Source organism: Glutamicibacter soli, from assembly GCF_003309065.1.
Taxonomy (GTDB): Bacteria; Actinomycetota; Actinomycetes; order Actinomycetales; family Micrococcaceae; genus Glutamicibacter; species Glutamicibacter soli.
The window spans coordinates 302,397-323,126 of record NZ_POAF01000003.1; the positions used below are offsets into that span (position 1 = coordinate 302,397).

Below are 20,730 nucleotides of genomic sequence, written 5' to 3' on the forward strand. Positions count from 1 at the left end.
TGCCTGCGTCCGCCGGGACACCCCGCACGATATGCAGACCCGTTGCCCGGGTTTTCGTGCGTTCGGTGAGGTTTTAGGCCTGGTTCTTCTTCATGGCAGCCAGCCGCGCCTCGATTTCCGACATTTCAGGGGCGGAGGCCTCCAGCTGCGCCGTGCCGTCCGCTTCTTCCAGGATCTCGGCGGCCGGGGCATTGGCAGTCTTCATCGCGGCCAAGCGCGCGTCGAATTCAGTGGCGGCACCCAGATCCTCGAGCTGCGCGAACTGGGAATCCAGGGAGGACGCCGCGAGCTCGGCCGCACCGCGGACTTTCGCTTCGTCCTGGCGGATCTTCTGCTCGAAGCGGCTGATCTCGCTGCTCGGGTCGTTGATATCCAGAGCCTTGATGGTGTCCATCATCTGGTTCTGGGTCTTGGCGTTGCGGGCGCGGGCCACCAGCTCGTCGCGCTTGGAAACCAGCTCCTGGCGCTTGGTCTGCATGGTGTTCAGGCCAGCCTTGAGCTTGTCAACGACCTCGCTCTGGGTTCCCACGGTGGAAGCCAGCGCACCGGCCTTCTTCTCCGCGGCCATCTGGCGTTGGATCGCTACAGTAGCCAGCTGGTTGAACTTCTGCTGGTTGGTGGCATCGCCTGCGGCGGCGAATTCCTCGGCCTTGTTCGAGGCGGCCAGGGCCTTGGAACCCCACTCTTTCACTTCGTTCTGCGCCTTGGCCAGGTCTTCCTCGGCCATGCGCAGGTTGCCGATGGTCTGGGCCACCGCCTGCTCAGCTTCGGCAATGTTGTTCGTGTAGTCGCGGACGGTCTGGTCCAGCATCTTCTTGGGGTCTTCCAGCGCGTCGATTGCCGCGTTAGCGTTCGCCTTGCCGATACCGAAAATTCGAGCCCAAATTGATTGTTTCTTGGCCACGTGCCATCCCTTCGTCTACCTCTTTAACCTTAGGGGAAGCATGGATGGTTCCCGAATCTGCGAATTGTTTCAGCGATGCCGCCCACCCTGTCAAGGGATTGGCCGCACCCCGCGACGCCACAGGATAAGTAATATATTATATAGCACTGGTCTTCCTGTACTGGAATCAGAGATCACGCACGATTCCATTTCATCCAGACCCCGACGGAGCGCCTGAATGCCAACCGAAAAGTACACAAGCATTGACTACCACACCGCGGGCGAGCCGTTCCGCATCGTGACCGATCTGCCCGTGGCCCTTGAAGGTCCAGATGTTCCCTCCAAACGGGTCTTCGCCATGAATTCACCCCAGGTGGAGCGGATCCGCCAGATCCTGTGCTTCGAGCCGCGCGGGCATGCAGACATGTACGGCGGCTTCGTCACCGCCCCGAACGACGACGGGGCGCACTTCGGCGTGCTCTTCTGGCACAAGGACGGGTTCTCCACCGCCTGCGGCCACGGCACCATCGCACTGGGGGTCTGGGCTTTGGAACACGGCATCGTGCAGCCGGATCCTTCCGGCGTGACCGATGTGGTCATCGACGTGCCGTCCGGTCGGGTCATCTCCCGCGTCCACACCGATGCAGACGGCGCGGTCACTCACGCGGACTTCATCAACGTGGCCAGCTACGTCATTTCCAAGGACGTCGCCGTGCAGACCGCACGCGGAGAAGTCGCCGTGGACGTCAGCTTCAGCGGGGCCATCTACGCGCAGCTTGATGCGGCTTCGGTCGGCCTGAGCGTCACGCCCGAAAACTATGGCGAGATCATCGCGATCGGCCGCGAAATCAAGTGGGCCCTGAACGATTCAGCGCACGCACAGCACCCGAGCGATGCACGGCTCAGCGGCATCTACGGGACCATCGTGTTCGAGGACCTCTCGACCGGGGGCGAGGTGATCCAGCGCAACGCCACGGTCTTCGCCGACGGGGAGGTGGACCGCTCCCCCTGCGGGTCGGGAACCCGCGCCCGCGTCGCCACGCTCACCAACCGCGGCTTCCTGACCAAAGGCCAGCTGCTGCAGCATGGCTCGATTGTCGGATCGCAGTTCCAGGCCGTGGTCCTGGAGCACCAGCAGGTCGACGGGGATTCCGCCGTCATCCCGCAGGTCACCGGCACCGCCTACCAGACCGGCGAGCATACCTTCATCGTGGACCCGCGCGATGAACTGACTCCGGGATTCATGCTGCGATGAGCCAGTCGATCCCGTTTCTCACCGCCCAGGAATTCTACGACCGCGTCAGCCCGGTCCGCGCCGTGCGCGCGCTGCGCGACACCCTGCGCGCGGGCTTCGACCCCGCCGCAGACCACCAGCGGATCAGCAGCAAGTTGAGCTCCGGCGAGTTCCTGCTCATGCCCTCGGAAGCCGGAGACATCGCCGGCATCAAGGTGCTGTCCGTCGCCCCGGGCAATCCGGCGCGCAACCTGCCGCGCATCCAGGGAACCTACATCCTCTTCGACTCCGAAACGCTGACCCCGCGCCAGCTGATCGACGGGGTGGCGCTGACCGATGTGCGCACCGCCGCAGTTCGCTGGCCGCCATCCAGGATGCCCTGCTTGAGCGCGAAGGCCCGCTGCGCGTGGTGCTCTACGGCGCAGGGCAGCAGGGCATGTCCCACCTGTTGACCCTGCGCGCGGTACTGGAAGGCCGCCGGGAGATCGAGTCGGTGACCGCCGTGGTGCGGTCGACGCAGAACTACGCGCACTTGGAGGACATTGAGGTGGCAGCAGCCGGCAGCGCCAGGGCTGAAGAAGCCACCGCAGCAGCCGGGCTGGTCATCTGCACCACCACCGCCCGCCAGCCGCTGTTCGATGCGCAGCTGATCAACCCCTGCGCCGTGGTGGTGGCCGTGGGATCCCACGAGCCGGACGCCCGAGAGCTGCCCGAGGCCCTGCTGGGACGCTCCACCGTGGTGGTCGAGGATATCGCCACCGCGCTGCGCGAATGCGGGGACGTCGTCATGGCCATCGCCGAGGGCGAGCTGTCTGCGCAGCAGCTGCTGACGATGGCCCGCGCGGTCCGGGAGCCCGAGCTGCTGCGCGGCAACGGACCGGTGGTCTTCAAGAGCTCGGGCATGGCCTGGGAAGACCTGGTCCTGGCCGGGGCAGCCGCGTCGGTTGAGGCGGCTTCCGACTGACTCAGTTCTCGAAGTGCCGCAGGTAGCGGCCCGGAGCATCGAGGAACGACCGCCAGTTCCGCACCATCTCCAGGTCGTCATAGGTGCTTTCGCGCAGCCCCCACTCGCCGATCTCGTAGAGCCTTGCCTGGGGCAGGGAGGCGAGGATCGGCGAGTGGGTGGACATGATGACCTGGGATCCTGCTCGGAGCAGGTCGCTGATGTGCGAGAGCAGCATCAGGCAGCCGTTGAAGGACAGGGCCGACTCCGCTTCGTCGAAGATCCACAAGCCGTTGACCCGGGAGCGGTCGGTGAAGAATTCAATGAAGGATTCGCCGTGGCTCTGGAAGTTGTGCAGTCCTCCGGAGCCGATGGAATCCAGGTAGGCGAAGTGCCCGTGCATGGTTTCGGCGCGCAGGAACACCCCCGCCCGCGAGGCCCCGGCGCTGCGCACCAGCTGCAGGTGCTCGGAGAGCTGCGATTCGGTGGGCTGGGTCTGGTGGCGTGCGTTGGTGGTGCCGCCCTCCGCATTCAGCCCGTAGGCGGCGGCGATGGCTTCCACGATGGTGGACTTCCCCGAGCCGTTCTCCCCCACCAGCACCGTCAGCGGCGCCAGCTCAAGGCCGTCGTCGAGCAGCTGCTCCACGGCAGGGATGGTGGCAGGCCAGGCCCCGCGCGGCATCGGAGCCAGCGAATGCTCGGCCACGCGCCGCACCGGTTGGTAGTCGAGAAATCCGCTCATGCCCCGACGCTACCAAACCCACCCCCCGGAACAGGCTCCCGCACGCAACACGGCGGCAACCGGCGGCCCCGAGGGACCGCCGGCTGCCGCCGATCTGTGTTCAAACGGCCAGGCTAGGCCTTGATGCTGTTCTTGACCGGAACCATGTTCCCGGCGAAGAAGTCAGCGATCTCCGCGCGGGCGGTCAGCGGGAAGATGCCTGCCACGTACTGGTCCGGGCGGACCACCACGATGGCGCCGTCGGTGCTAATCTCGCGGTCGCGGAAGATGTCGCGGCCGTGGCCGGCGCAGAACACCTGGTTGATGTCGTGCAGGCCGAAGGGAACCTTGACCGGCTGGAACGCCTTGGGCACGTCGTGCAGCTCCACCTCGGTGTAGTCCTGCTGGTAGACCGCCTTGAGGTCGAAGACAGCATCCTCATCGCCCCCGGCCGGGGTGTACAGGTTGCGCGGCGAGGCTTCATCCTGGCTCCACCAGGCGGCGAAGTCAGCCATGGCGGTGCCTTCCAGCGCCGGGGCGGCCTGGTCGGCAAAGGCGTAGACGCGCCAGCGGCCGTCCGCCTCGTGCAGGTGGCCCAGGTGGCGCCAGCGGTTATCCGAGCGGCGGATGACCTCGGCGGATTTGAAGCGCTTGCCCACCGGGAAGCCCGCGGCCAGCGCCTGGTGCTCGGTGCCGGTGGTGATGGAGGATTTGGTGTACTGGGTCATGAAGCCGGCGGGGAACTCCATGGTCTTGGTGTAGTACTTCTCCAGCTCGTCCGGATCTTCCCAGTCGTCCACGGACTTGGCCATCAGGGTGGACCATTCCTTGTCGAAGTCGATCAGGTTCTGGGCGATGACCTTGCGCTCTTCGGCGTAGGAATCCAGCAGGGATTCCGGGGCGCGGCCTTCGAGCACCGCGGCCAACTTCCAACCGAGGTTGAAGCCGTCCTGGATGGAAACGTTCATGCCCTGGCCGGCCTTGGCCGAGTGGGTGTGGCAGGCGTCGCCCATGATGAAGGCGTGCGGGGTGCGGGAGCCGCGCTCGTCCTCGGAGACGTCGTCGAAGCCGTCGGTGATGCGGTGGGCCACCTCGTACACGGAGAACCAGGCGACGTTCTTCACGTCCATGGTGTACGGGTGGATGATGCGGTTTGCGGTCGCAACGATCTCTTCCACCGGGGTTTTGCGGATGGCGCCGGCGTCCTCGGCAGTCAGTTCGCCCAGGTCCACGTAGAAGCGCACCAGGTAGCCGCCCTCGCGAGGGATGAGCAGGATGTTGCCCGCGTCGTGGGACTGGATGGAGCACTTGACCTGGATGTCCGGGAAGTCGGTGTTGACCATGACGTCCATGACGCCCCAGGCGTGCATCGAGGCGTCGCCGTGCAGCTTGTGGCCCAGGGAGCGGCGCACGGAGCTGCGGGCACCGTCGCCGCCGACCAGGTACTTGGCCTTGACGGTGCGCTCCTCGCCGGAACGCTCGCCGGCGCAGTACTTGATGCGCGCGGTGACCGGGTACTCGGCTTCCGGGTCGATGTCGCAGTCGAGGAACTCGACTCCGTAGTCCGGGACGATCTTGCCCGGGGCGCGCTCGGCGTCACGCAGGAAGTAGTCCAGGATGCGCGACTGGTTCACGTAGATGTGCGGGAATTCGCTCATGCCGGTGGAGTCATCGGCCGCGCGGGAGTGGCGCTTGATGTTGGCTGGATTCTCCGGATCGGGGGTCCAGAAGCACATTTCAACGTTGCGGTAGGCCTCCTCGACAACCTCGTTGGCGAAACCGAAGGCTTGGAAGGTCTCCACCGAACGAGCCTGGATGCCGTCAGCCTGGCCGACGTCCAGACGGCCCGGACGCAGCTCGATGGCGCGGGCGTTGATGCTTGGGAAGCGGGACAGCTGCGCGGTGACCACTGCGGCGGCCGGGCCGGTGCCGACAATCAGCACATCCATCTCATCAGGGATTTCCATGGAACGGTCAATGCCATAGCCCTCGGCAGGCTTGACGCGTGGATCTCCGGAGACGTAGCCCCTGTGGTGAATCTGCATTATTTGGCTCCTCGAGGTGTCACACAAACATCTTTGTCTCTATATTTGCGACACGGTTGTAACTATAGATACAAGAGTAGCTTTCAAGTACGCTGTCTTCAAGACGTAGGTCACAAGCGTTGTCGACCTGCGTCACTTCCGATACGTGAAAATGCGGTGCTCCACGCCCGCAATGAAAAGATTGTTCAATGACCAAAACCTCCAAGGGCAGCATTGAAGGCGGATCCCAGACCCTGGGACGCGGGCTGGAAGCACTGACCCTGATCGGTGAATCCACGCGGCCGCTCAGCGTTCCCGAACTCGCCGAGGCACTGGGCATCCACCGATCGATGGCCTACCGCTTAGTGAAGACCTTCGAGCAGTACGGGTTCGTCGAGCGTATGCCCTCCGGAGACCTGGAACTCGGCGCCCGGCTGGGCGCCCTGGCCCGCAACGTCGCCAAGTCCCTGCAAGCCGCCGCCGCCCCGCATCTAGCCACGGTGTCGGACCAGCTGCAGATGACCGCCCTGCTGGTGGTTTTCGACGGCGAAGCCGCCGTCACACTGAGCACCGCCGAACCCCGGCTGGCCGATGCCACCGTGGCCCAGCGCCCGGGCACCCGGCACCCCATCGACAACGGGGCTCCGGGACGCGTCATCCGTTCCCAGCTCCATCCCGAGCAATACCCCGCCAAGGACTTCGAATTCAGCCACGACGAAGTGATCCCGGGACTGACATCGATCGCCGTGCCGCTGTTGCTGCCACAGGGCAAGCCGGCCGCCATCGCGGTCATCTATCCCCCGCGCGATCTGGACGAACAGCATATCGCCTCGGTGCTCGCCGAAGCCTCCGTGCGCATCTCCTCCACGCTGGGCCTGCGGATCTAGGACGATTCCGCTCAGACGGCAAGAGCCGGGAAAACTGCGTGAACAGTTTTCCCGGCTCTTGCCGTTGCCGCAGCTCCTCGAGCTAGGCGGTGCAGGCTTCGTTGGAGCAACCGGCATCGCGCGGCTTGTAGCCGTTGGTGCCTTCGACCTTTTCCCAGACCACATGGCGGTGCTGCCCGCAGCGTTCGCAGGGCGGAGCAAGGTAGGTGGCGCGTTCTTCCATGGTGTATGTCCGAAAATCTCCCATGACAACCTCTCGGAGTTCACTTGGGGTCCCTGAACCAAAAACCACAGGACCAGTTGGGTGCCTTCACTCTACGCGCGGTTCCGCAAACCGGCTAGAGCCGATTTATGTCCGTTTCAACTGGTACAAAGTAGTTATCCACATCCCTGTCAGCCGACTTTCCTCCGTCGTGCCACACTGGGCCTAAGAACGCCCCGCCGGCTTCATCCGAAGCCTGCTCGCCACCGCCAAGGAAAGCATCATGAAGAATTCAGAACACAAGCTCCAGCGCCTGAAGGAGCGCATCACGCTCCTGCTGAACAAGGCCGAAAACACCAGCTACCCGCACGAGGCCCAGGCCTTCCAGGAACATGCCGAGCGGCTGATGGTGCGCTACGGCATCGGCAGGGCGGAACTCGATGCGCAATCCGCGCACCAGGGCAAGAAGCAGGAAGCCATCATCGAGGAACACTTCGAGATGCACGGCGTCTATCGGCTGGGACAGCGCGACGGCCTGTCGCAAGTTGGGCGAGCGTTCCGCACCGTCACGCTCCTCCAGACCAACTACTCGAATTCATGCAGGCTCTACATCATCGGCCACGAATCCGATGTGGCAACCGTAAAGACGCTCTTTTCGTCGCTGGTCATCCAGGCAACCCTTGCCATGACCCATTGGTGGGATACCGAGGGGAAATTCCAGTCAGCGCTGTGGACCGATTCGGCAAAGCAGATCGAGCGGCGGGAATTCCAGCGCAGCTTCTACGTGCAGGTCGCCATGAGGATCCAGGGGCTCTACCAGGAGGAAAGCGCCCAAGCCGGAACGGGAACCGACTTGGTCTTGGTGGACCGCAAACACCAGGTCGACGAGTTTGTCAGCGACAACTACCCGTACCTGCGCGCTTCCAGAAACCGGGCGAGCAGGGGCAGCATGGGAGCCGTGCTCGCCGGGCAAGCGGCCGGGCGACGGGCGGACTTGGGAATCGGCAAACACGTGGACGGGTCCAATGAGGCTCCGGATGCCATTGCCGGCTAAATCGTGGATCCGCTCATTCCGCTTGCGAGGCCGTCAAATTGCTTGCCCGCCGATCTCAGACGGGTCCGGGCTCCCGGTCCGTTAGCCAACAGCAACTGGAATTCTTGAGCACCATGTTCGACACGCTGGCTAGTTGCCTCGATTCTGGGACCAGTACTCCATCAGCTTTTGCTGCGCTTGATGTTCGGTAAGTAGCGAGATGGCTTGCTTCGAAAGATGCAACTGTTCCTTCAATGCGGTTTCCATCCATTCCGGGAGACCAGTTCCTTGCTGGGGTTCGGGCGTAGCTTCGATCGATTCATAGAGTCTGCCCATTTGAACAATGACGTCTTTGAGTGGCTGAACCCGAGGATCATCGCCCATGCGTGCGACCCGCCGGGTCAGCTCGTCATGCACTTCTCCGTCCGAGCGGACACCGACTGCCCACACTTCAGAAATATCGAGCACTGGTACGCCGGACGCATCTTCGGTGACGCGCCAAACAATTCTCCAGTCCCTGTCTCCCACGACGAGTTTACGAAAACCAATCAGGGCACCAAGCAAGGGCTCCCCCGCATCGGGTGACTTTTCCAATAGGAGCATCTTCTTGAAAACGGCGCGTACGATCCTGGGATCTTTCCTATGCAGTCGATAGAGGTCAGCTACCGCGTCTTCGGTCAACCGGACGATGCACAACCGTTCCCCGGGCTGATTCACGAATTCTCAGGATCGGCTTCGCGAGCGTTCTCCGCTTCGAGCTCCGCACGATTCAAGTTGAAGAACTCCATGGCTTGATCCAGATCGGTACGCACCCCACTATCTGTTGCGAAGCGCGCCATTACCAGAGCAGCATCCCGAAGGTTTTCGCGATCACGGCGTAATTGCGCGATCTCCCTAGCTGACACGATTTCAGCCACAACCTTTCCGTGGCGTGACAAAGACGTATCTTTGCCTTCTTCAGCAGCGGTTACCAATGCCGAAATTCCCGCACGGGATGCGTCTGTAATACTCATGGTGGCCATAAAAAAACTATATAGATTTCTGCCTAGATTTTCTAGGCATGGTCGACGCTACCCGTTCGGGCTAGGCTGACAGCGAGCTGGAGGTACGCCAAGCAGCTCGCACTCGTTTGCTTGGGTGCAACCGTTTCATGGGCCGCTAAACGCGTTGCACGAGATGCCAACGGCAAATTGGTATCAACGCACCTGCGTGCGCTGCTGGTCTTCGATATAGCGCGGGCGCCCGGCCATGATTCCGGTGTAGGTCTGGAACACGATCAACGCCGCGATAAGCCAGATGGGGGAGGTCCATGACCCGGTGACCTCATACAGCGCCCCGACGGCGAACGGACCGGGGAACGCGATCAAGTAGCCGGCCGACTGTCCGAAGGCCGAAAGCTTCGCTACCCCGGCGGCGCTGTGGGCTTTCAGCCCGATCATGGTCAGGGCGAGCGGGAAATTCGATCCGCAGATGCCCAACAGGATCACCCAGAGATAGGCGCCTTCCAGCGGGAAAGTGAGCATGCCGGCCACCGCGATCAGCCCGGCCACGCCGTTGATGATCACCAACGGCCCTTGGTGGGTGAACCGCGCGGCCAGCGCTGGCATCACAAATGACAACGGGACACCCACGCCTAGCAGGATCGCCAGCAGCGCACCGGCTTCGATGGGATCCATGCCCAAATCGGCGAAGATCTTCGGAGCCCAACCCATGAAGATATAGGCGACCGAGGACTGCCCGGCGAAGAACAAGGCAACCCACCAGGCCGTCGGATTTTTGTACATGGGGCCTATGGTTGCGGCCTGGACATGGTTCCGTCCGAATTCGCCATGCTGCGCGGCGATCTGGGAGCGCAAGCCGAGGTAGACAACAAGCCAGACCGCCAGGGCCAGCAGCGCGGGTAGCGCCCACACCGCCAAACCGATGCGCCAGTGGCCGCCGAGCATGTCATTGACCGGGACGGCCACTCCTGCCACAGCCGAGGCGCCCAGCGCCACCGCCGTGGTGTATGCCCCGGTGACCACGCCGATCTTGTGCGGGAACCACCGCTTGACCAGCACCGGCATCAGGATGTTGCCCACCGCGATTCCGGCCAGCGCCAACGCGGTGCACAGGAGGAATGTCCAGGTTTCCGGCGCGGCCGACCGAAGCAGGATTCCGGCGAGGATGGCGCCCATGGCGGCGATCACGACCAGTTCCGGCCCGCGCTTGCCTGTCAGGCGCGGGGCCAGCGGTCCCAGCAGCGCGAAGCACAGCGGAGGGACTCCGGTGATCATGCCTGCGATGAACCCGTTCATCTGCAGGTCCTCGATGGCCGGATCCAGCAGCGTCCCGAGCGAGGTGACTGCAGGGCGCAAGTTGATCGACGCCAAGATGATGGCCAGGACCAGCAGGACGCCGAATCCTTTGGGCAGCGCAAGGCGGGGCGGGGAAAAATCAGACATAGTAGGCACAGACTATCGGGCCGGGCGCTCCCGGCCTATCCGGCGCCGCTTGGTCCCCGCGCCGCCCACAGGCAACGCCGTTGGCTAGCCGAGTTTCGCGCGCACCATCTGCGAAACGGCCTTGCCGTCGAAGCGGCCGGCGATCTCGGCACCGACCAGCTTCATGGCGTTGCCCATGTCCTTCATGGTCAGCTCGTGGTCGGCCGCGAGCTCGGCCATGATCCGGTCCACAATGCCCTGGGCTTCGGTCTCGTCGAGCATCTTCGGCAGGTAGGTGGAGATGAAAGCCGCCTCGGCCAGTTCCCGTTCGGCCAAATCTGCGCGCCCGTCCTTGGCGGCGAGCGCGGCGGTTTCCTCGCGGTTGGCGACCTCCTTGCGCAGCAAGTTCTCCACGTCCTGGTCGCTCAGCTCGGTGGGGTTCTTCCCGGACTTCTCACGGGTCCCGATGGTGCTGATGATATTGCGCAGCGTGGTTTTCTCCATCTCGTTGCCCGCCTTCAGGTGGGTGATGCTGTCCTCGTGCAGGCGCTCTTTCAAAGTCATGTGATTCTCCTTCGTCGTACGTCTTCTCATCCACCCCCGACTTTACTCGCTTGCGGCATGGTGGCCGCGGGCCGTGAACGGCGTTTGGTAGCTTGAGCCTTATGAAACGCAGATTGCTGATCGCCGTGCTGGCAGCTCTTGCCGTCACGGCGGCGGCAGTGGCGCTGTGGGACCCGTGGGATCGCTGCGACGCACCCGAACCGGTGTGCACCGCGCTGGGCGAGATCGGTGAGCTGGACAATGTCCTGGACACCGAGGTGGATTACGATGCGGGGTCGTCCGCCGCCAACGGCTCGGGGCCGGTGCTGGTCCTGTGGACGTTCCGCCTGCCTGAAACGCTCAGCCCACAGCAGGCGGCAGAACTTGCGGCCCGCGCTGCCGAACAGGCCCAGGCCGTCGTGGTTGGCAATGTCGAACTCCAGCATGCAGTCAGCATCGTAGCCGGTATCCCGCAGGAATCCCAGGTTCCCGGCATGGAAACCTACCCGCTGCAGTTGATGCTGGGAGACCGTCCGAGGCAAGAGACGGCGCAGGCTTTCAGCTTCTGGCAGCAAGGAGCAACGCAAGTGGGCAACGGATCGGTGTCCGCCCCGAACACCGAAGCACTGCTTGAATTGGCGCAGCTCGCGCGGAGGCTGGACTACGAACCCACGCTTGAACTCCCCGACGGCTCGATTCGCTACACCCCCAACGGGGAATTCAAGCTGGAGCAGGTGCAACTGGCAGTCGAAGCCGCGCAGCAGCCGAACGTTGCGAACGCCATTTTCGGTTCGGGCTCGTTGTCCGTGTATTCGAGCGCTGCGGACGACTCCGAGCAGACGGCCGACATCAAGCGGTGGCTCGACGCGCATGAACCCCTGTCGGAGCCGACAGCCTATACCCTGTCCAGCCCGGACGTCGGAACGATCTTCGACGGCTGGATCGGCCGGGAGCTGCCCGATCATCTCATGGCCAAGCCGCCGGTGCTGCCCGAGGGCGTCACGGCCTGGCCTGGCGATGCGAACGCCCCGACCTGCACCCAGGACGACCTCAAGCTCTCGTTGAGCAGCCCGGATGCGGCGCTCGGTTCACGATTCCTGTCTCTCTACGCGCACAATGTTTCCGCAAGCGCCTGCTCCCTGCAGGGCTATGCGCAGATCACGTTCCTGAATGCCGACGGCGACGTGCAGGATGATGCGGTCACCCGCCCGGAAACCCATGTGAGCGCGGAGCGGATCGTGGTTCCTTCCGGGGAATACGCCATCTCCACCCTGAATTGGAAAGCCATGTCCACCAGCCAGGATCCCGATGAGACCACCGACCTGAGCGTGGCCGCACTGCCAAACCTGGAACCAGTGGTCTTGACCCCGATGCATCAGGAACGTCCGACGTCCTTGGATATCCTCGACGGGGCACGGGTCGATCTGGGCCCCTGGGTGCAGGCCGCCGAGGGCTGGTCGAAGCCCGGGGAGTCCAGCGGATCGGGCGAACGCCCCGGCAGCCGGGCACCCTAGATGCTGCGCGGAGGGAACTTCTTGTACTTCACGTAGTGGTTGACCGCATTTAGCACCAGGTAGACCCGGCGGCGCGGGTGCTTTTCCGGGGCGAACTTCAGCGGGTTGGAGACCTTGCCGGATTTCAGCAGCACGGCCGCCTTGCGTCCGGTACCGCTGTCCAGGAAGCGGCGCAGCAGGTGGTGCGGCAGCACGGTGAACAGGTGCTCGCGACTCAGTTGCAGCACTCCCGCCTCGGTTTCCACCACTGCGGTGGTTTCCACGCTGGCCGAGTCGAACTCGGCGCCCAGGAATTCGGTGACGTAGAAGCGGGCGGGGTTCACCCCGGCGGCGGTGAGGTAGAAGTGGTTGCGGCCCAGGCGCGGATTGATCTCGAAGAACTTGATCTGCCCGTCGCGGTGGTCGTACTTGGCGTCGATCATGGCAATGCCGCGCCAGCCCAGTTCCTCCAGCATGCGCGCCCCGTCGGCGGCCATCGCATCATTGCGGCCGGTGACGATGGCGGCGGAGTTGCCCAACACCAACGGCGCGTGCTCCTCGATGACCACCTCGCCGTAGCCGGCGAAAATGACCTTGCCCTCCTTCGTGGCGAAGTAGGTGCACAGGCGCATCACGTCGTCGCCGCCGGGTACGTATTCCTGCAGGATGTAGCCCGAGGTGTAGCCGCTGGCATCGATCTTGGACACCAGCTCGGCCAGCTGCGCGAAGTCCTGGATCGTGTGGATCTTCTGCTTGCCCTCGAACTTCGCGGCGATCCAGTCTCCCGAGCTGGACGGTTTGCCGATCAGCGGGAAGGTGAAATTGCCGGCGAGGGCTTCGAGGTCGGCTCCCGGGCGGTACACGGCGGTGCGCGGGTGGGCGATGCCCAGCCGGTCGGCGAGCGCGTAGAAGTTCTCCTTCAGCGCCGCGGCCTCGATGACCTCGAGTTCCGGGTACGGGATCACGTAGTGCTCTTCGAGCGCCGCACGGTGCTTGGCGATGAGCATGATGTGGAAATCCAGCGAGCCGAAGAGCATCAGCGGCCGGTCCCCGGAGGCCTTCAGCTCCGCGGCGAGTTCCAGCAGCGCCTCCACGACGCGTCCTTCGTCGGCCATGGAGCCGATGGGGCGCAGGTCGATGGCCACCGAGTGCTCGATGACGCCGTTGCCGGCGGCCGGCAGCACCACGGAGCGGACCTGGTAGGCCTCGTAGAATTCGCGGGCGAGCGTGTAGGTGCCGATGTCTCCGCCCAGGATCACCGGGACGAAGCGCTGGGTTGGATCAATTTCCATGGGGGTTGCGGTTCCTACTTCTTGCGCCAGTTCATGTACTTTTCAAAGGCCCACGCCAACGGCTTGTTCAGCGCCAGGTCCCATTCGCCGTTGGTCTGCACGATATCGCAGCCGGTGTTGGTCTTGAACTTGGTCAGCCCCGAAAGGTGGTGGTCCTTGTCCAGGGTTGCGCTCACGCCGCCCTGGTCCAGGTAGCGGCAACCGGCCTCGATGGAGTCGCTGATCATATGGTGCATGATGGCCTTCGGCGCGAAGAGCTTGCGCTGCTCGGAGGACGAGGCGCCGTAGAGGTACCAGGCCAGGTTGGAGGAGCGGATCATGATGGACGCTGCCAGGTCCACGCCCTCGTTGCTGGCGATGTACAGGGTGCAGGAGCCGGGAACTGCCTCGTTGAGCACGGTGTGCATCTTCTCGAAGTAGCTCAGCGGGCGGCCGGTGAAATCCTGGCGGTCGGCGGTGTGGTTGTACAGGGCATGGAATCGCGCCATGTCCTTGCACTCGCCCACCTCGACCTGCAGGGTGCTCTTCAGCGCCTTGCGGGTTTCGTTGCGGGTTGTGGAGGAATAGGAAGCCATGACCTTCTCGGTGTCCAGCTGGTTGCCCTCGGCATCCTGCAGGGCCACGCGGGCCACGTACTCGGGCTGGCCGGCGGCGAAGTCCAGGCCGACGTCTTCCTTGGTGAAGCCCAGGGCGCCCAGCGCGTCGTTCAGCGCGAGCGCACTGTCGGACTGCGACTGCACATCGAGGTCGGAGAGCTGGGCGAAGCCTTCCTTGCCCAGGTTCTTGCGCACGGCGGCGGCGCCCCAGGTGCGCACCGCACGTCCCGGGCCCATCTTCAGCTGGAAGGAGCCGCGGTTCTTCAGGTAGGCGGCCAGCGGCTTCAGCACCGCGTCGGCCCCGTAGGCTTCGAAGTCGATGACCGGCCCGTCCGGTACATAGGCGAGGGTCTTCTTGATGACCGGCGCGCTGCGGTGAAGCACCAGCGCAGTGCCGACCAGCGAGTCGTTGTCGAACCAGCCCAGCGATTCGCCGCGCCAGCCGCCCTTGACGCGCGCCCATTCGGGACGCTGCAGGAAGCTGACGTCTTGGGCGGTAGCGAGGAAGGATGAGTGTTCGGTGCTGGAAATAGGACGCACGTGAAGTTCGTTGTGGCTCACGAATGAAATCCTATCGCGACCAAGCTGGGAATTACGTGACCAATCATACCCCTGGAGGGTATTTGACTTCATACCCCTGAGGGGTATTATCTAAATATGAACACGACACCAGCCCCTGCTGCAGACGCCCAGCACCACGGTTACCACGCGGACAAGGATGCCCTGGCCCGGCGCTTGAAGCGCATCGAGGGACAGGTGCGCGGCGTGGCGAAGATGATCGACGAGGACAAGTACTGCATCGACATCCTCACCCAGGTTTCCGCCATCAATGCCGCATTGCACAAGGTCAGTGTGCAATTGGTCGAGGACCACATCGGCCACTGCGTGGTGGACGCCGCCAAGACCTCCATCGAGACCGGCGATGAAAGCTACGTCAACGACAAGGTGACCGAGGCTTCCGCGGCCATCGCCCGCCTGGTGCGCTAGTTCAATGGATTTTTCCCATTCCCGGGGCGCTGTCCCCGGATACCCGAAAGAGAGCAAGATCATGAGCCACAACTGCAACTGCGGACGCTCCTCCAACAAGGCCGAGAACGGCAACGACCTGCTGCAGATCGTGCCCCGCCCGGACGCCGCGCCGGCCATCGCCCGCACCGAGATCCAGATTTCTGGCATGACCTGCGGCCACTGCGTGGCATCGGTGACCGAGGAGCTCAAGGAGATCGACGGCGTCAACGACGTCGAAGTCATCCTGAACGCCACGGGCATCTCCACCGCCACCGTCAGCTCCTCTGCGGCCTTGAGCGAAGAGACCATCAAGAACGCCATCGACGAAGCCGGATACACCGTCGAGGCAATCAACGCGTAATTGCCCGATCTCGGGCAGGAAAGTACAGGGTTACCCCCATGACTTCCGAAACCGACACCCCCTCTCCCCTGGACCTGCGCACTGTCGACCTTGAGATCCAGGGCATGACCTGCGCGTCCTGCGTGAACCGCGTGGAACGCAAGCTCGGCAAGCTGCCCGGCGTGAGCGCCGTGGTCAACCTTCCGCTGGAAAGCGCCAAGGTCCAGGTCCCGGCCGAGGTCACCGACGAGACGCTGATCGAAACCGTCAAGGCCGCCGGCTACTCGGCGAATCTCAAGGCCCCGCTGCACCCGGAGCCCCGCTCCCCCGGGAACACCCCGGAGCATTCGGGGCACGACGAAGGCTCCGGCGGAGGGCACGAGCACTTGGTCCCCAACCACCTGCTGCGCCGCCTGGTCGTCTCCGCGATCTTCACGATCCCGCTGTTCGTCATCTCCATGATCCCCGCAGCGCAGTTCCCGCACTGGGGCTGGGTCACGTTCGCGCTGGCCACCCCTGTCGTGCTCTACGGCGCTTGGCCGTTCCACAAGGCCGCCGCCGTCAACGCCCGGCATCTGGCCTCCACCATGGACACCCTGGTGTCCCTGGGCGTGCTGGCCGCCTACCTGTTCTCCGCTATCCAGCTGATCCTCGATCCGATGATGACCGCCCATGTGGGCATGAAGATGAGCGAGCATGCGCTGTACTTCGAGACCGCCGGCGTGGTCGCCACGCTGCTGCTGCTCGGACGCTACCTTGAGCACCGGGCCAAGTCCTCGGCCAGCGATGCGCTCAAATCCCTGCTGAATCTCGGCGCCAAGGAAGCCGTCGTGCTGCGCGACGGCGCCGAGGTGAAGATCCCGGCCGACCAGGTGCAGGTGGGAGACCAGTTCGTGGTCCGTCCCGGCGAGAAGATCGCCACTGACGGCGTGGTGGTCGACGGGGCCAGCGCCATCGACACCTCGCTGCTCACCGGTGAATCCGTGCCGCAGAAGGTGGCCGAAGGCGACGAGGTCACCGGAGCCACGCTGAACACCTCCGGCCGCCTGGTCATCCGCGCCACCCGCGTGGGCGCCGACACCACCTTGGCCCAGATGGGCCGTCTGGTCTCAGAGGCGCAGTCAGGCAAGGCCCCGATCGCCCGGCTGGCAGACCGCATTTCCGCGGTCTTCGTGCCGATCGTGCTGGGTATCGCGGTGCTCACCTTCCTGGTCTGGTGGTTGGCCACCGGCGACAGCTACGCGGCGTTCACCGCCTCGGTGGCAGTTCTGGTCATCGCCTGCCCGTGCGCCCTGGGCTTGGCCACCCCGATCGGACTGCTGGTCGGCACCGGCCGCGGCGCCCAGCTGGGCATCCTGATCCGCGGACCGCAGGTCCTGGAGGACACCCGCAAGCTGGACACCATCGTGCTGGACAAGACCGGCACCGTCACTACCGGCGTGATGACCCACGTCGGCACCCGTGCCGTCCACGGCGTGCACCCGGATGAGGCACTGGCCCTGGCCGGCGCCGTGGAGCACCATTCCGAGCACCCGATTGCCCAGGCCATCGCCGCCGCGGCCGCGCAGCTCGGCCCGCTGGCCCAGGTGTCGGACTTCGATTCCGATCCCGGCGGCGGCGTGAAGGGCGTGATCGACGGCCGCACCGTGGTTGTGGGACGCTACAGCTGGCTGCAGTCCCAGGGCACCGAACTGGACCAGGCAGCGCTGGACATGCTGGCGGAGGCCGAGCAGGCCGGAGCCACCGCCATCCTGGTCTCGGTGGACCACCAGTTCCAAGCAGTGATCTCCGTGGCCGACAAGGTCAAGGAGACTAGCACCAAGGCGATCTCCGAGCTGCAGCAGCGCGGGCTGCGCGTGGTGCTGCTGACCGGGGACAACAAGTCCGTGGCGGCCAAGGTGGCCGCGCAGGTGGGCATCAAGCCCGAGGACGTCTTCGCCGGGGTCTTCCCGGCGGACAAGGTCAAGGCGATCTCCGGCCTGCAGGCCGAAGGCAAGGTCGTGGCCATGGTGGGCGACGGCGTCAACGACGCCCCGGCTCTGGCACAGGCGGACCTGGGCATCGCCATGGGCTCGGGCACGGATGTGGCCATCGAGGCTGCGGACATTACTCTGATGGGCAACGACCTGCATCAGGTCGCCCAGGCCATCGCGCTGTCGGAGAAGACGCTGTCCACGATCAAGATGAACCTGTTCTGGGCCTTCGCCTACAACACCGCGGGCATCCCGATCGCGGCGCTGGGCCTGCTGAACCCGATGATCGCCGGCGCGGCCATGGCCGCCAGCTCGGTGCTGGTGGTGCTGAACTCGCTGCGGCTGCGCAACTTCGGCAAGAAGTAGCCCAAAGCACCAAGCCGCCGGGTGGGAATCCATGAACTGAATTCCCACCCGGCGGCCAATTTTCATTCCACAAACTAGGCGATCTCGATTACGACCAACCGACAACCAATCTAGCGGCCTGTACCGGGATCGTTGGATCTACACCAGTCAACTGCGCGAACCGCTTTAATCTGTTCATCAAGGTATTTCGGTGACAATAAAGTTCATCGGCAGATCGCGCTATGCTACCGGTCCGCATGTAGGACTGCACAGCCTCTCGTAACCGACGCTGTTCCGCAGCCGCACAGGTACTCAAGGCCCGATCAACTTCTTCAATGCCAGGAGCACCCACCTTGCTCATTTCTCGCCTAGCCATGCGAGCCCACCCTCGTGCCCATGTCATGGCACCTTGTTCCCCGTCAACCAGAAGCTCCGCCAGAATAGTTGCGACATCAGCACTATGTGGCACATGCTCCAATGTGCATCCTTCGGCGAGCAAGCCGCAGTTGAGATTTCCGAGCCGAACGGTGAGCTTGTGAAAATTAGAACCAGGCGAAGCGTCCAGTGGATAAAAAACGACTAAGGCATCAGCAGTCGCAAACGTAACCACTCCGGTAGCTTCGTGAAAATTGGCCAAGATGAGCCTCAGGGAAGGTATATGTTCCCAAAGGGCTACTGCCACCACGAATTCAGTGTCTGGACGGTGCCCAAGAACAACGGAAATTCCTTCTAGAGCAGCCGGGGTCAAATTGCGCCCGCTGAATAAGGTCGCGAGGTGGCTTTGGCGCAAACCTGCGGTTTCGGCTTGAACGCGCGCCAGCTCTTCGACGTAGATACTTTCCGTCGCGCCGGCATACCCATCCACGACTTCCCAGACTCGAGCCGTGCGTTGCACGATAAGTTGAGCGTCCCCAGGCTCAGCAATTTCGGCAATCGCCTGCCAGATTATCGAGAAGTCCAAACGTATCGCAGTCATCAAGGCTTCGACGGGAACTTGCGCTCTCGCTCTAGAAACCCCAACTTCCAAAGCAATTGCGTCTCGCTCGCGAAGATAGCCCGGGTCATCATCATCTGTTCTCATAGCAAGAATCAACGCTTCGAATGATGCCTGGCCAGTGCGCCTAATTTCACTGTTTGGAAGTGGCGACTCAGCATAAATGGGAATCGATTCCAGACGTTTCAAGAACTTGTCAGTGAGTTCCAACGTATCTAGTTGATCCAGCAACTCATTCCAACGGCGTGAATCAACATCCTGAGAATTCATTAGGTTCCTATCCAGTTTTTCAGCCAACTCGTACATTTTATGTGCTTTTGCACTGTTTGTGATCTGGAACGCGTTGCAAATCGTTGGTCACCAAACTCCGCTTTATTGAAAAGATGGACTACATCATGACAACCGAATGAGCCTTACGCATAACCGGCTCATCCCTTTCCGATCAGGATGATGTTTCCCATGACACACACCGCAACCCAAGAAGCCGGTGCTACCCATCAGCTTTCCGATAAGGAAGCAAACAAGGTAGCAATCGGCGCACTCATCGGCACCGCCATGGAATGGTACGATTTCTTCCTTTTCAGTGCTGCCGCTGCGCTTGTATTCAATGTCCAGTATTTTGATAGCCAGAATGCGACAGCTGCCGCCATGGCTGCCTTCGCGACATTTGGCGTGGGCTTAGTCGCCCGCCCTGTCGGTGGCATGATCTTCGGAGTCATGGGCGACAAGATCGGCCGACGCAAGACATTGATGATCACCATCGTCGGCATCGGTCTGATCACAGGACTCATCGGAATGTTGCCAACTTACGCAGCCATCGGTATCGCGGCACCAATTCTTCTAGTACTTCTCCGTGTAGCTCAGGGGCTCTTCGTGGGTGGTGAATGGTCCGGTGCGATGACGATTGTCGTAGAAAATGCGCCACTGCATCGACGGGCTCGCTACGCTGCGCTGCCACAGATCGGCTCCCCTATCGGCACTATCCTTTCATCAGGTGGATTCTTCTTGATGACCGTGTTCGTTTCGCAGGAAAGCTTCGATGCCTGGGGCTGGCGCGTACCGTTCCTTGCAGCAATTCCAATGCTTCTGATCGCTCTTTACATTCGAAGCCGCTTGGATGAATCACCGGTTTTCAAGGAGCTGGTAGAAAACGGAGAAACCGAGAAAACTCCGATCCGCACTACGCTGATCCAGTCGTGGAAGCACATCATCATCGGCATGGCGGCAGGTCTACTCGGTGTAGGTGGCTTCTACCTGGTGACCGCATTCATGGTTTGGTACGGAGTAAACGTACTTAATTACGAGCCCTCACTGATGCTACTTGGTGGGATCGTTGCAGCGGTCCTGGAGATTCCAACATTGATTCTCGGTGGCCGTCTTGGCGAGCGCTTCGGAGCGTCAAAGGTGATTACCTACGGTGGCCTGCTATCTGCAGCAGTCGCATGGCCAGCATTCCTGCTCGTTGAATCCGGAGACCCTGTAGTCGTAATTCTCGGTATGTCTCTGGCTGTGTGCACCCTGTCTTTGCCTTACGCGGCCTCCGGCACTGTGCTTACCGGATTATTCCCTGCGGCAACTCGCTACACCGGAGTCGGATTTGCTCAGAACGCTGCCGGAATGATTTCCGGTTTTATCCCGCTGGTTGCCACCGCATTGGTCGCTTCCGCAGCGAATCACTGGTGGCCCGCAGCAGCCATGTTGGTCTTCTTGTCATTGTTCACCGCAGTAGCTGGCATTCTGGCCCCTAGGATGAGCGTCAGCCTCCCCGGCTTCAAGCACTAGTTTCATCGCTGATC

21 protein-coding genes are annotated in these 20,730 nt (G+C 62.9%); 10 read left to right on the plus strand and 11 right to left on the minus strand.

Features of this window, described 5'->3' with window-relative positions; all coding sequences use genetic code 11:
- Nucleotides 1-73: 73 nt before the first annotated feature.
- A complete protein-coding gene (locus C1H84_RS08030; protein ID WP_113607074.1) occupies nucleotides 74-904 on the minus strand; it encodes a PspA/IM30 family protein in 831 nt (276 codons plus the stop codon).
- Nucleotides 905-1,121: 217 nt separating this feature from the next.
- On the opposite strand from C1H84_RS08030, the gene C1H84_RS08035 reads away from it, so the two are divergent.
- From C1H84_RS08035 to C1H84_RS08040, 3 genes are read left to right on the plus strand one after another with little or no spacing between them, the layout of a single operon-like run.
- Complete coding sequence (locus C1H84_RS08035; RefSeq protein ID WP_047120214.1) at nucleotides 1,122-2,138, plus strand: proline racemase family protein; 1,017 nt, start codon at nucleotides 1,122-1,124, stop codon at nucleotides 2,136-2,138.
- Nucleotides 2,135-2,569, plus strand: coding sequence for a hypothetical protein (locus tag C1H84_RS18625; RefSeq protein WP_280524253.1), 435 nt, complete (start codon nucleotides 2,135-2,137; stop codon nucleotides 2,567-2,569). Before C1H84_RS08035 ends, C1H84_RS18625 begins: the two co-directional genes overlap by 4 nt.
- On the plus strand, nucleotides 2,518-3,081 hold the full coding sequence (locus C1H84_RS08040; RefSeq protein WP_280524258.1) for a hypothetical protein: 564 nt from the start codon (nucleotides 2,518-2,520) through the stop codon (nucleotides 3,079-3,081). The genes C1H84_RS18625 and C1H84_RS08040 overlap by 52 nt, the downstream gene beginning before the upstream one ends.
- A 1-nt stretch (nucleotide 3,082) precedes the next feature.
- Here C1H84_RS08040 and C1H84_RS08045 read toward each other — a convergent pair whose 3' ends face one another.
- Complete coding sequence (locus tag C1H84_RS08045) at nucleotides 3,083-3,802, minus strand: AAA family ATPase (protein WP_113607075.1); 720 nt, start codon at nucleotides 3,800-3,802, stop codon at nucleotides 3,083-3,085.
- A gap of 113 nt (nucleotides 3,803-3,915) precedes the next feature.
- On the minus strand, nucleotides 3,916-5,826 hold the full coding sequence (locus C1H84_RS08050) for an FAD-dependent monooxygenase (protein WP_047120216.1): 1,911 nt from the start codon (nucleotides 5,824-5,826) through the stop codon (nucleotides 3,916-3,918).
- A gap of 188 nt (nucleotides 5,827-6,014) precedes the next feature.
- Between C1H84_RS08050 and C1H84_RS08055 the strand changes: the two genes are divergently transcribed.
- A complete protein-coding gene (locus tag C1H84_RS08055; protein ID WP_047120217.1) occupies nucleotides 6,015-6,692 on the plus strand; it encodes an IclR family transcriptional regulator in 678 nt (225 codons plus the stop codon).
- A gap of 82 nt (nucleotides 6,693-6,774) precedes the next feature.
- Here the strand turns inward: C1H84_RS08055 and C1H84_RS18225 are convergent, their stop codons facing one another.
- Nucleotides 6,775-6,915: a hypothetical protein gene (locus C1H84_RS18225; RefSeq protein WP_181728092.1), complete on the minus strand. Its 141-nt coding sequence runs from the start codon at nucleotides 6,913-6,915 to the stop codon at nucleotides 6,775-6,777.
- Between the two features lie 262 nt (nucleotides 6,916-7,177).
- Between C1H84_RS18225 and C1H84_RS08060 the strand changes: the two genes are divergently transcribed.
- On the plus strand, nucleotides 7,178-7,948 hold the full coding sequence (locus tag C1H84_RS08060) for a DUF2786 domain-containing protein (protein WP_113607076.1): 771 nt from the start codon (nucleotides 7,178-7,180) through the stop codon (nucleotides 7,946-7,948).
- 129 nt (nucleotides 7,949-8,077) lie between these two features.
- Here the strand turns inward: C1H84_RS08060 and C1H84_RS08065 are convergent, their stop codons facing one another.
- The 4 genes from C1H84_RS08065 to C1H84_RS08080 form a co-directional block, all read right to left on the minus strand.
- Nucleotides 8,078-8,608 (minus strand): type II toxin-antitoxin system RelE family toxin, encoded by a 531-nt coding sequence (locus C1H84_RS08065; RefSeq protein ID WP_113607233.1) that lies wholly within the window; start codon nucleotides 8,606-8,608, stop codon nucleotides 8,078-8,080.
- A gap of 32 nt (nucleotides 8,609-8,640) precedes the next feature.
- Nucleotides 8,641-8,949 carry a type II toxin-antitoxin system Phd/YefM family antitoxin gene (locus C1H84_RS08070; RefSeq protein ID WP_181728093.1) on the minus strand — a complete coding sequence of 103 codons (309 nt, stop codon included), beginning with the start codon at nucleotides 8,947-8,949 and terminating at the stop codon, nucleotides 8,641-8,643.
- Between the two features lie 174 nt (nucleotides 8,950-9,123).
- Nucleotides 9,124-10,371, minus strand: a complete 1,248-nt coding sequence (locus C1H84_RS08075; protein ID WP_244910847.1) for a CynX/NimT family MFS transporter — start codon at nucleotides 10,369-10,371, stop codon at nucleotides 9,124-9,126.
- An 84-nt stretch (nucleotides 10,372-10,455) separates the two neighbouring features.
- Entirely contained in the window at nucleotides 10,456-10,914 is a 459-nt protein-coding gene (locus tag C1H84_RS08080) for a GatB/YqeY domain-containing protein (RefSeq protein ID WP_113607078.1), read from the minus strand.
- A gap of 101 nt (nucleotides 10,915-11,015) precedes the next feature.
- On the opposite strand from C1H84_RS08080, the gene C1H84_RS08085 reads away from it, so the two are divergent.
- Entirely contained in the window at nucleotides 11,016-12,407 is a 1,392-nt protein-coding gene (locus C1H84_RS08085; protein WP_113607079.1) for a DUF4232 domain-containing protein, read from the plus strand.
- On the opposite strand, the gene C1H84_RS08090 is transcribed toward C1H84_RS08085, so the two are convergent.
- Both C1H84_RS08090 and C1H84_RS08095 read right to left on the minus strand, forming a co-directional pair.
- Entirely contained in the window at nucleotides 12,404-13,678 is a 1,275-nt protein-coding gene (locus C1H84_RS08090; RefSeq protein WP_113607080.1) for a carboxylate--amine ligase, read from the minus strand. The two genes, C1H84_RS08085 and C1H84_RS08090, sit on opposite strands and share 4 nt — an antisense overlap.
- A gap of 14 nt (nucleotides 13,679-13,692) precedes the next feature.
- Nucleotides 13,693-14,835 (minus strand): lipid II:glycine glycyltransferase FemX, encoded by a 1,143-nt coding sequence (locus C1H84_RS08095; RefSeq protein WP_047120225.1) that lies wholly within the window; start codon nucleotides 14,833-14,835, stop codon nucleotides 13,693-13,695.
- 96 nt (nucleotides 14,836-14,931) lie between these two features.
- Here C1H84_RS08095 and C1H84_RS08100 point away from each other — a divergent pair, with 96 nt between their 5' ends.
- The 3 genes from C1H84_RS08100 to C1H84_RS08110 all read left to right on the plus strand — a co-directional run bounded on the left by C1H84_RS08100 (nucleotide 14,932) and on the right by C1H84_RS08110 (nucleotide 17,961).
- A complete protein-coding gene (locus tag C1H84_RS08100) occupies nucleotides 14,932-15,261 on the plus strand; it encodes a metal-sensitive transcriptional regulator (RefSeq protein ID WP_047120226.1) in 330 nt (109 codons plus the stop codon).
- 61 nt (nucleotides 15,262-15,322) lie between these two features.
- Nucleotides 15,323-15,643, plus strand: coding sequence for a heavy-metal-associated domain-containing protein (locus tag C1H84_RS08105; RefSeq protein WP_113607081.1), 321 nt, complete (start codon nucleotides 15,323-15,325; stop codon nucleotides 15,641-15,643).
- Between the two features lie 38 nt (nucleotides 15,644-15,681).
- Nucleotides 15,682-17,961, plus strand: a complete 2,280-nt coding sequence (locus C1H84_RS08110) for a heavy metal translocating P-type ATPase (RefSeq protein ID WP_047120228.1) — start codon at nucleotides 15,682-15,684, stop codon at nucleotides 17,959-17,961.
- A gap of 88 nt (nucleotides 17,962-18,049) precedes the next feature.
- Here the strand turns inward: C1H84_RS08110 and C1H84_RS08115 are convergent, their stop codons facing one another.
- Nucleotides 18,050-19,231, minus strand: coding sequence for an RsbRD N-terminal domain-containing protein (locus C1H84_RS08115; protein ID WP_181728075.1), 1,182 nt, complete (start codon nucleotides 19,229-19,231; stop codon nucleotides 18,050-18,052).
- 162 nt (nucleotides 19,232-19,393) lie between these two features.
- Between C1H84_RS08115 and C1H84_RS08120 the strand changes: the two genes are divergently transcribed.
- Nucleotides 19,394-20,716, plus strand: coding sequence for an MFS transporter (locus tag C1H84_RS08120; RefSeq protein WP_374189840.1), 1,323 nt, complete (start codon nucleotides 19,394-19,396; stop codon nucleotides 20,714-20,716).
- Nucleotides 20,717-20,730: the final 14 nt, after the last annotated feature.

What these genes read in the sequence shown, in the direction of transcription:
- C1H84_RS18225 (WP_181728092.1), bottom strand. Translation starts at nt 6,915, where the DNA reads ATGGAAGAACGCGCCACCTACCTTGCTCCGCCCTGCGAACGCTGCGGG.
- C1H84_RS18625 (WP_280524253.1), top strand. Translation starts at nt 2,135, where the DNA reads ATGAGCCAGTCGATCCCGTTTCTCACCGCCCAGGAATTCTACGACCGC.
- C1H84_RS08080 (WP_113607078.1), bottom strand. Translation starts at nt 10,914, where the DNA reads ATGACTTTGAAAGAGCGCCTGCACGAGGACAGCATCACCCACCTGAAG.
- C1H84_RS08050 (WP_047120216.1), bottom strand. Translation starts at nt 5,826, where the DNA reads ATGCAGATTCACCACAGGGGCTACGTCTCCGGAGATCCACGCGTCAAG.
- C1H84_RS08035 (WP_047120214.1), top strand. Translation starts at nt 1,122, where the DNA reads ATGCCAACCGAAAAGTACACAAGCATTGACTACCACACCGCGGGCGAG.
- C1H84_RS08100 (WP_047120226.1), top strand. Translation starts at nt 14,932, where the DNA reads ATGAACACGACACCAGCCCCTGCTGCAGACGCCCAGCACCACGGTTAC.
- C1H84_RS08060 (WP_113607076.1), top strand. Translation starts at nt 7,178, where the DNA reads ATGAAGAATTCAGAACACAAGCTCCAGCGCCTGAAGGAGCGCATCACG.
- C1H84_RS08055 (WP_047120217.1), top strand. Translation starts at nt 6,015, where the DNA reads ATGACCAAAACCTCCAAGGGCAGCATTGAAGGCGGATCCCAGACCCTG.
- C1H84_RS08085 (WP_113607079.1), top strand. Translation starts at nt 11,016, where the DNA reads ATGAAACGCAGATTGCTGATCGCCGTGCTGGCAGCTCTTGCCGTCACG.
- C1H84_RS08120 (WP_374189840.1), top strand. Translation starts at nt 19,394, where the DNA reads ATGACACACACCGCAACCCAAGAAGCCGGTGCTACCCATCAGCTTTCC.
- C1H84_RS08045 (WP_113607075.1), bottom strand. Translation starts at nt 3,802, where the DNA reads ATGAGCGGATTTCTCGACTACCAACCGGTGCGGCGCGTGGCCGAGCAT.
- C1H84_RS08075 (WP_244910847.1), bottom strand. Translation starts at nt 10,371, where the DNA reads ATGTCTGATTTTTCCCCGCCCCGCCTTGCGCTGCCCAAAGGATTCGGC.
- C1H84_RS08105 (WP_113607081.1), top strand. Translation starts at nt 15,323, where the DNA reads ATGAGCCACAACTGCAACTGCGGACGCTCCTCCAACAAGGCCGAGAAC.
- C1H84_RS08110 (WP_047120228.1), top strand. Translation starts at nt 15,682, where the DNA reads ATGACTTCCGAAACCGACACCCCCTCTCCCCTGGACCTGCGCACTGTC.
- C1H84_RS08090 (WP_113607080.1), bottom strand. Translation starts at nt 13,678, where the DNA reads ATGGAAATTGATCCAACCCAGCGCTTCGTCCCGGTGATCCTGGGCGGA.
- C1H84_RS08070 (WP_181728093.1), bottom strand. Translation starts at nt 8,949, where the DNA reads ATGGCCACCATGAGTATTACAGACGCATCCCGTGCGGGAATTTCGGCA.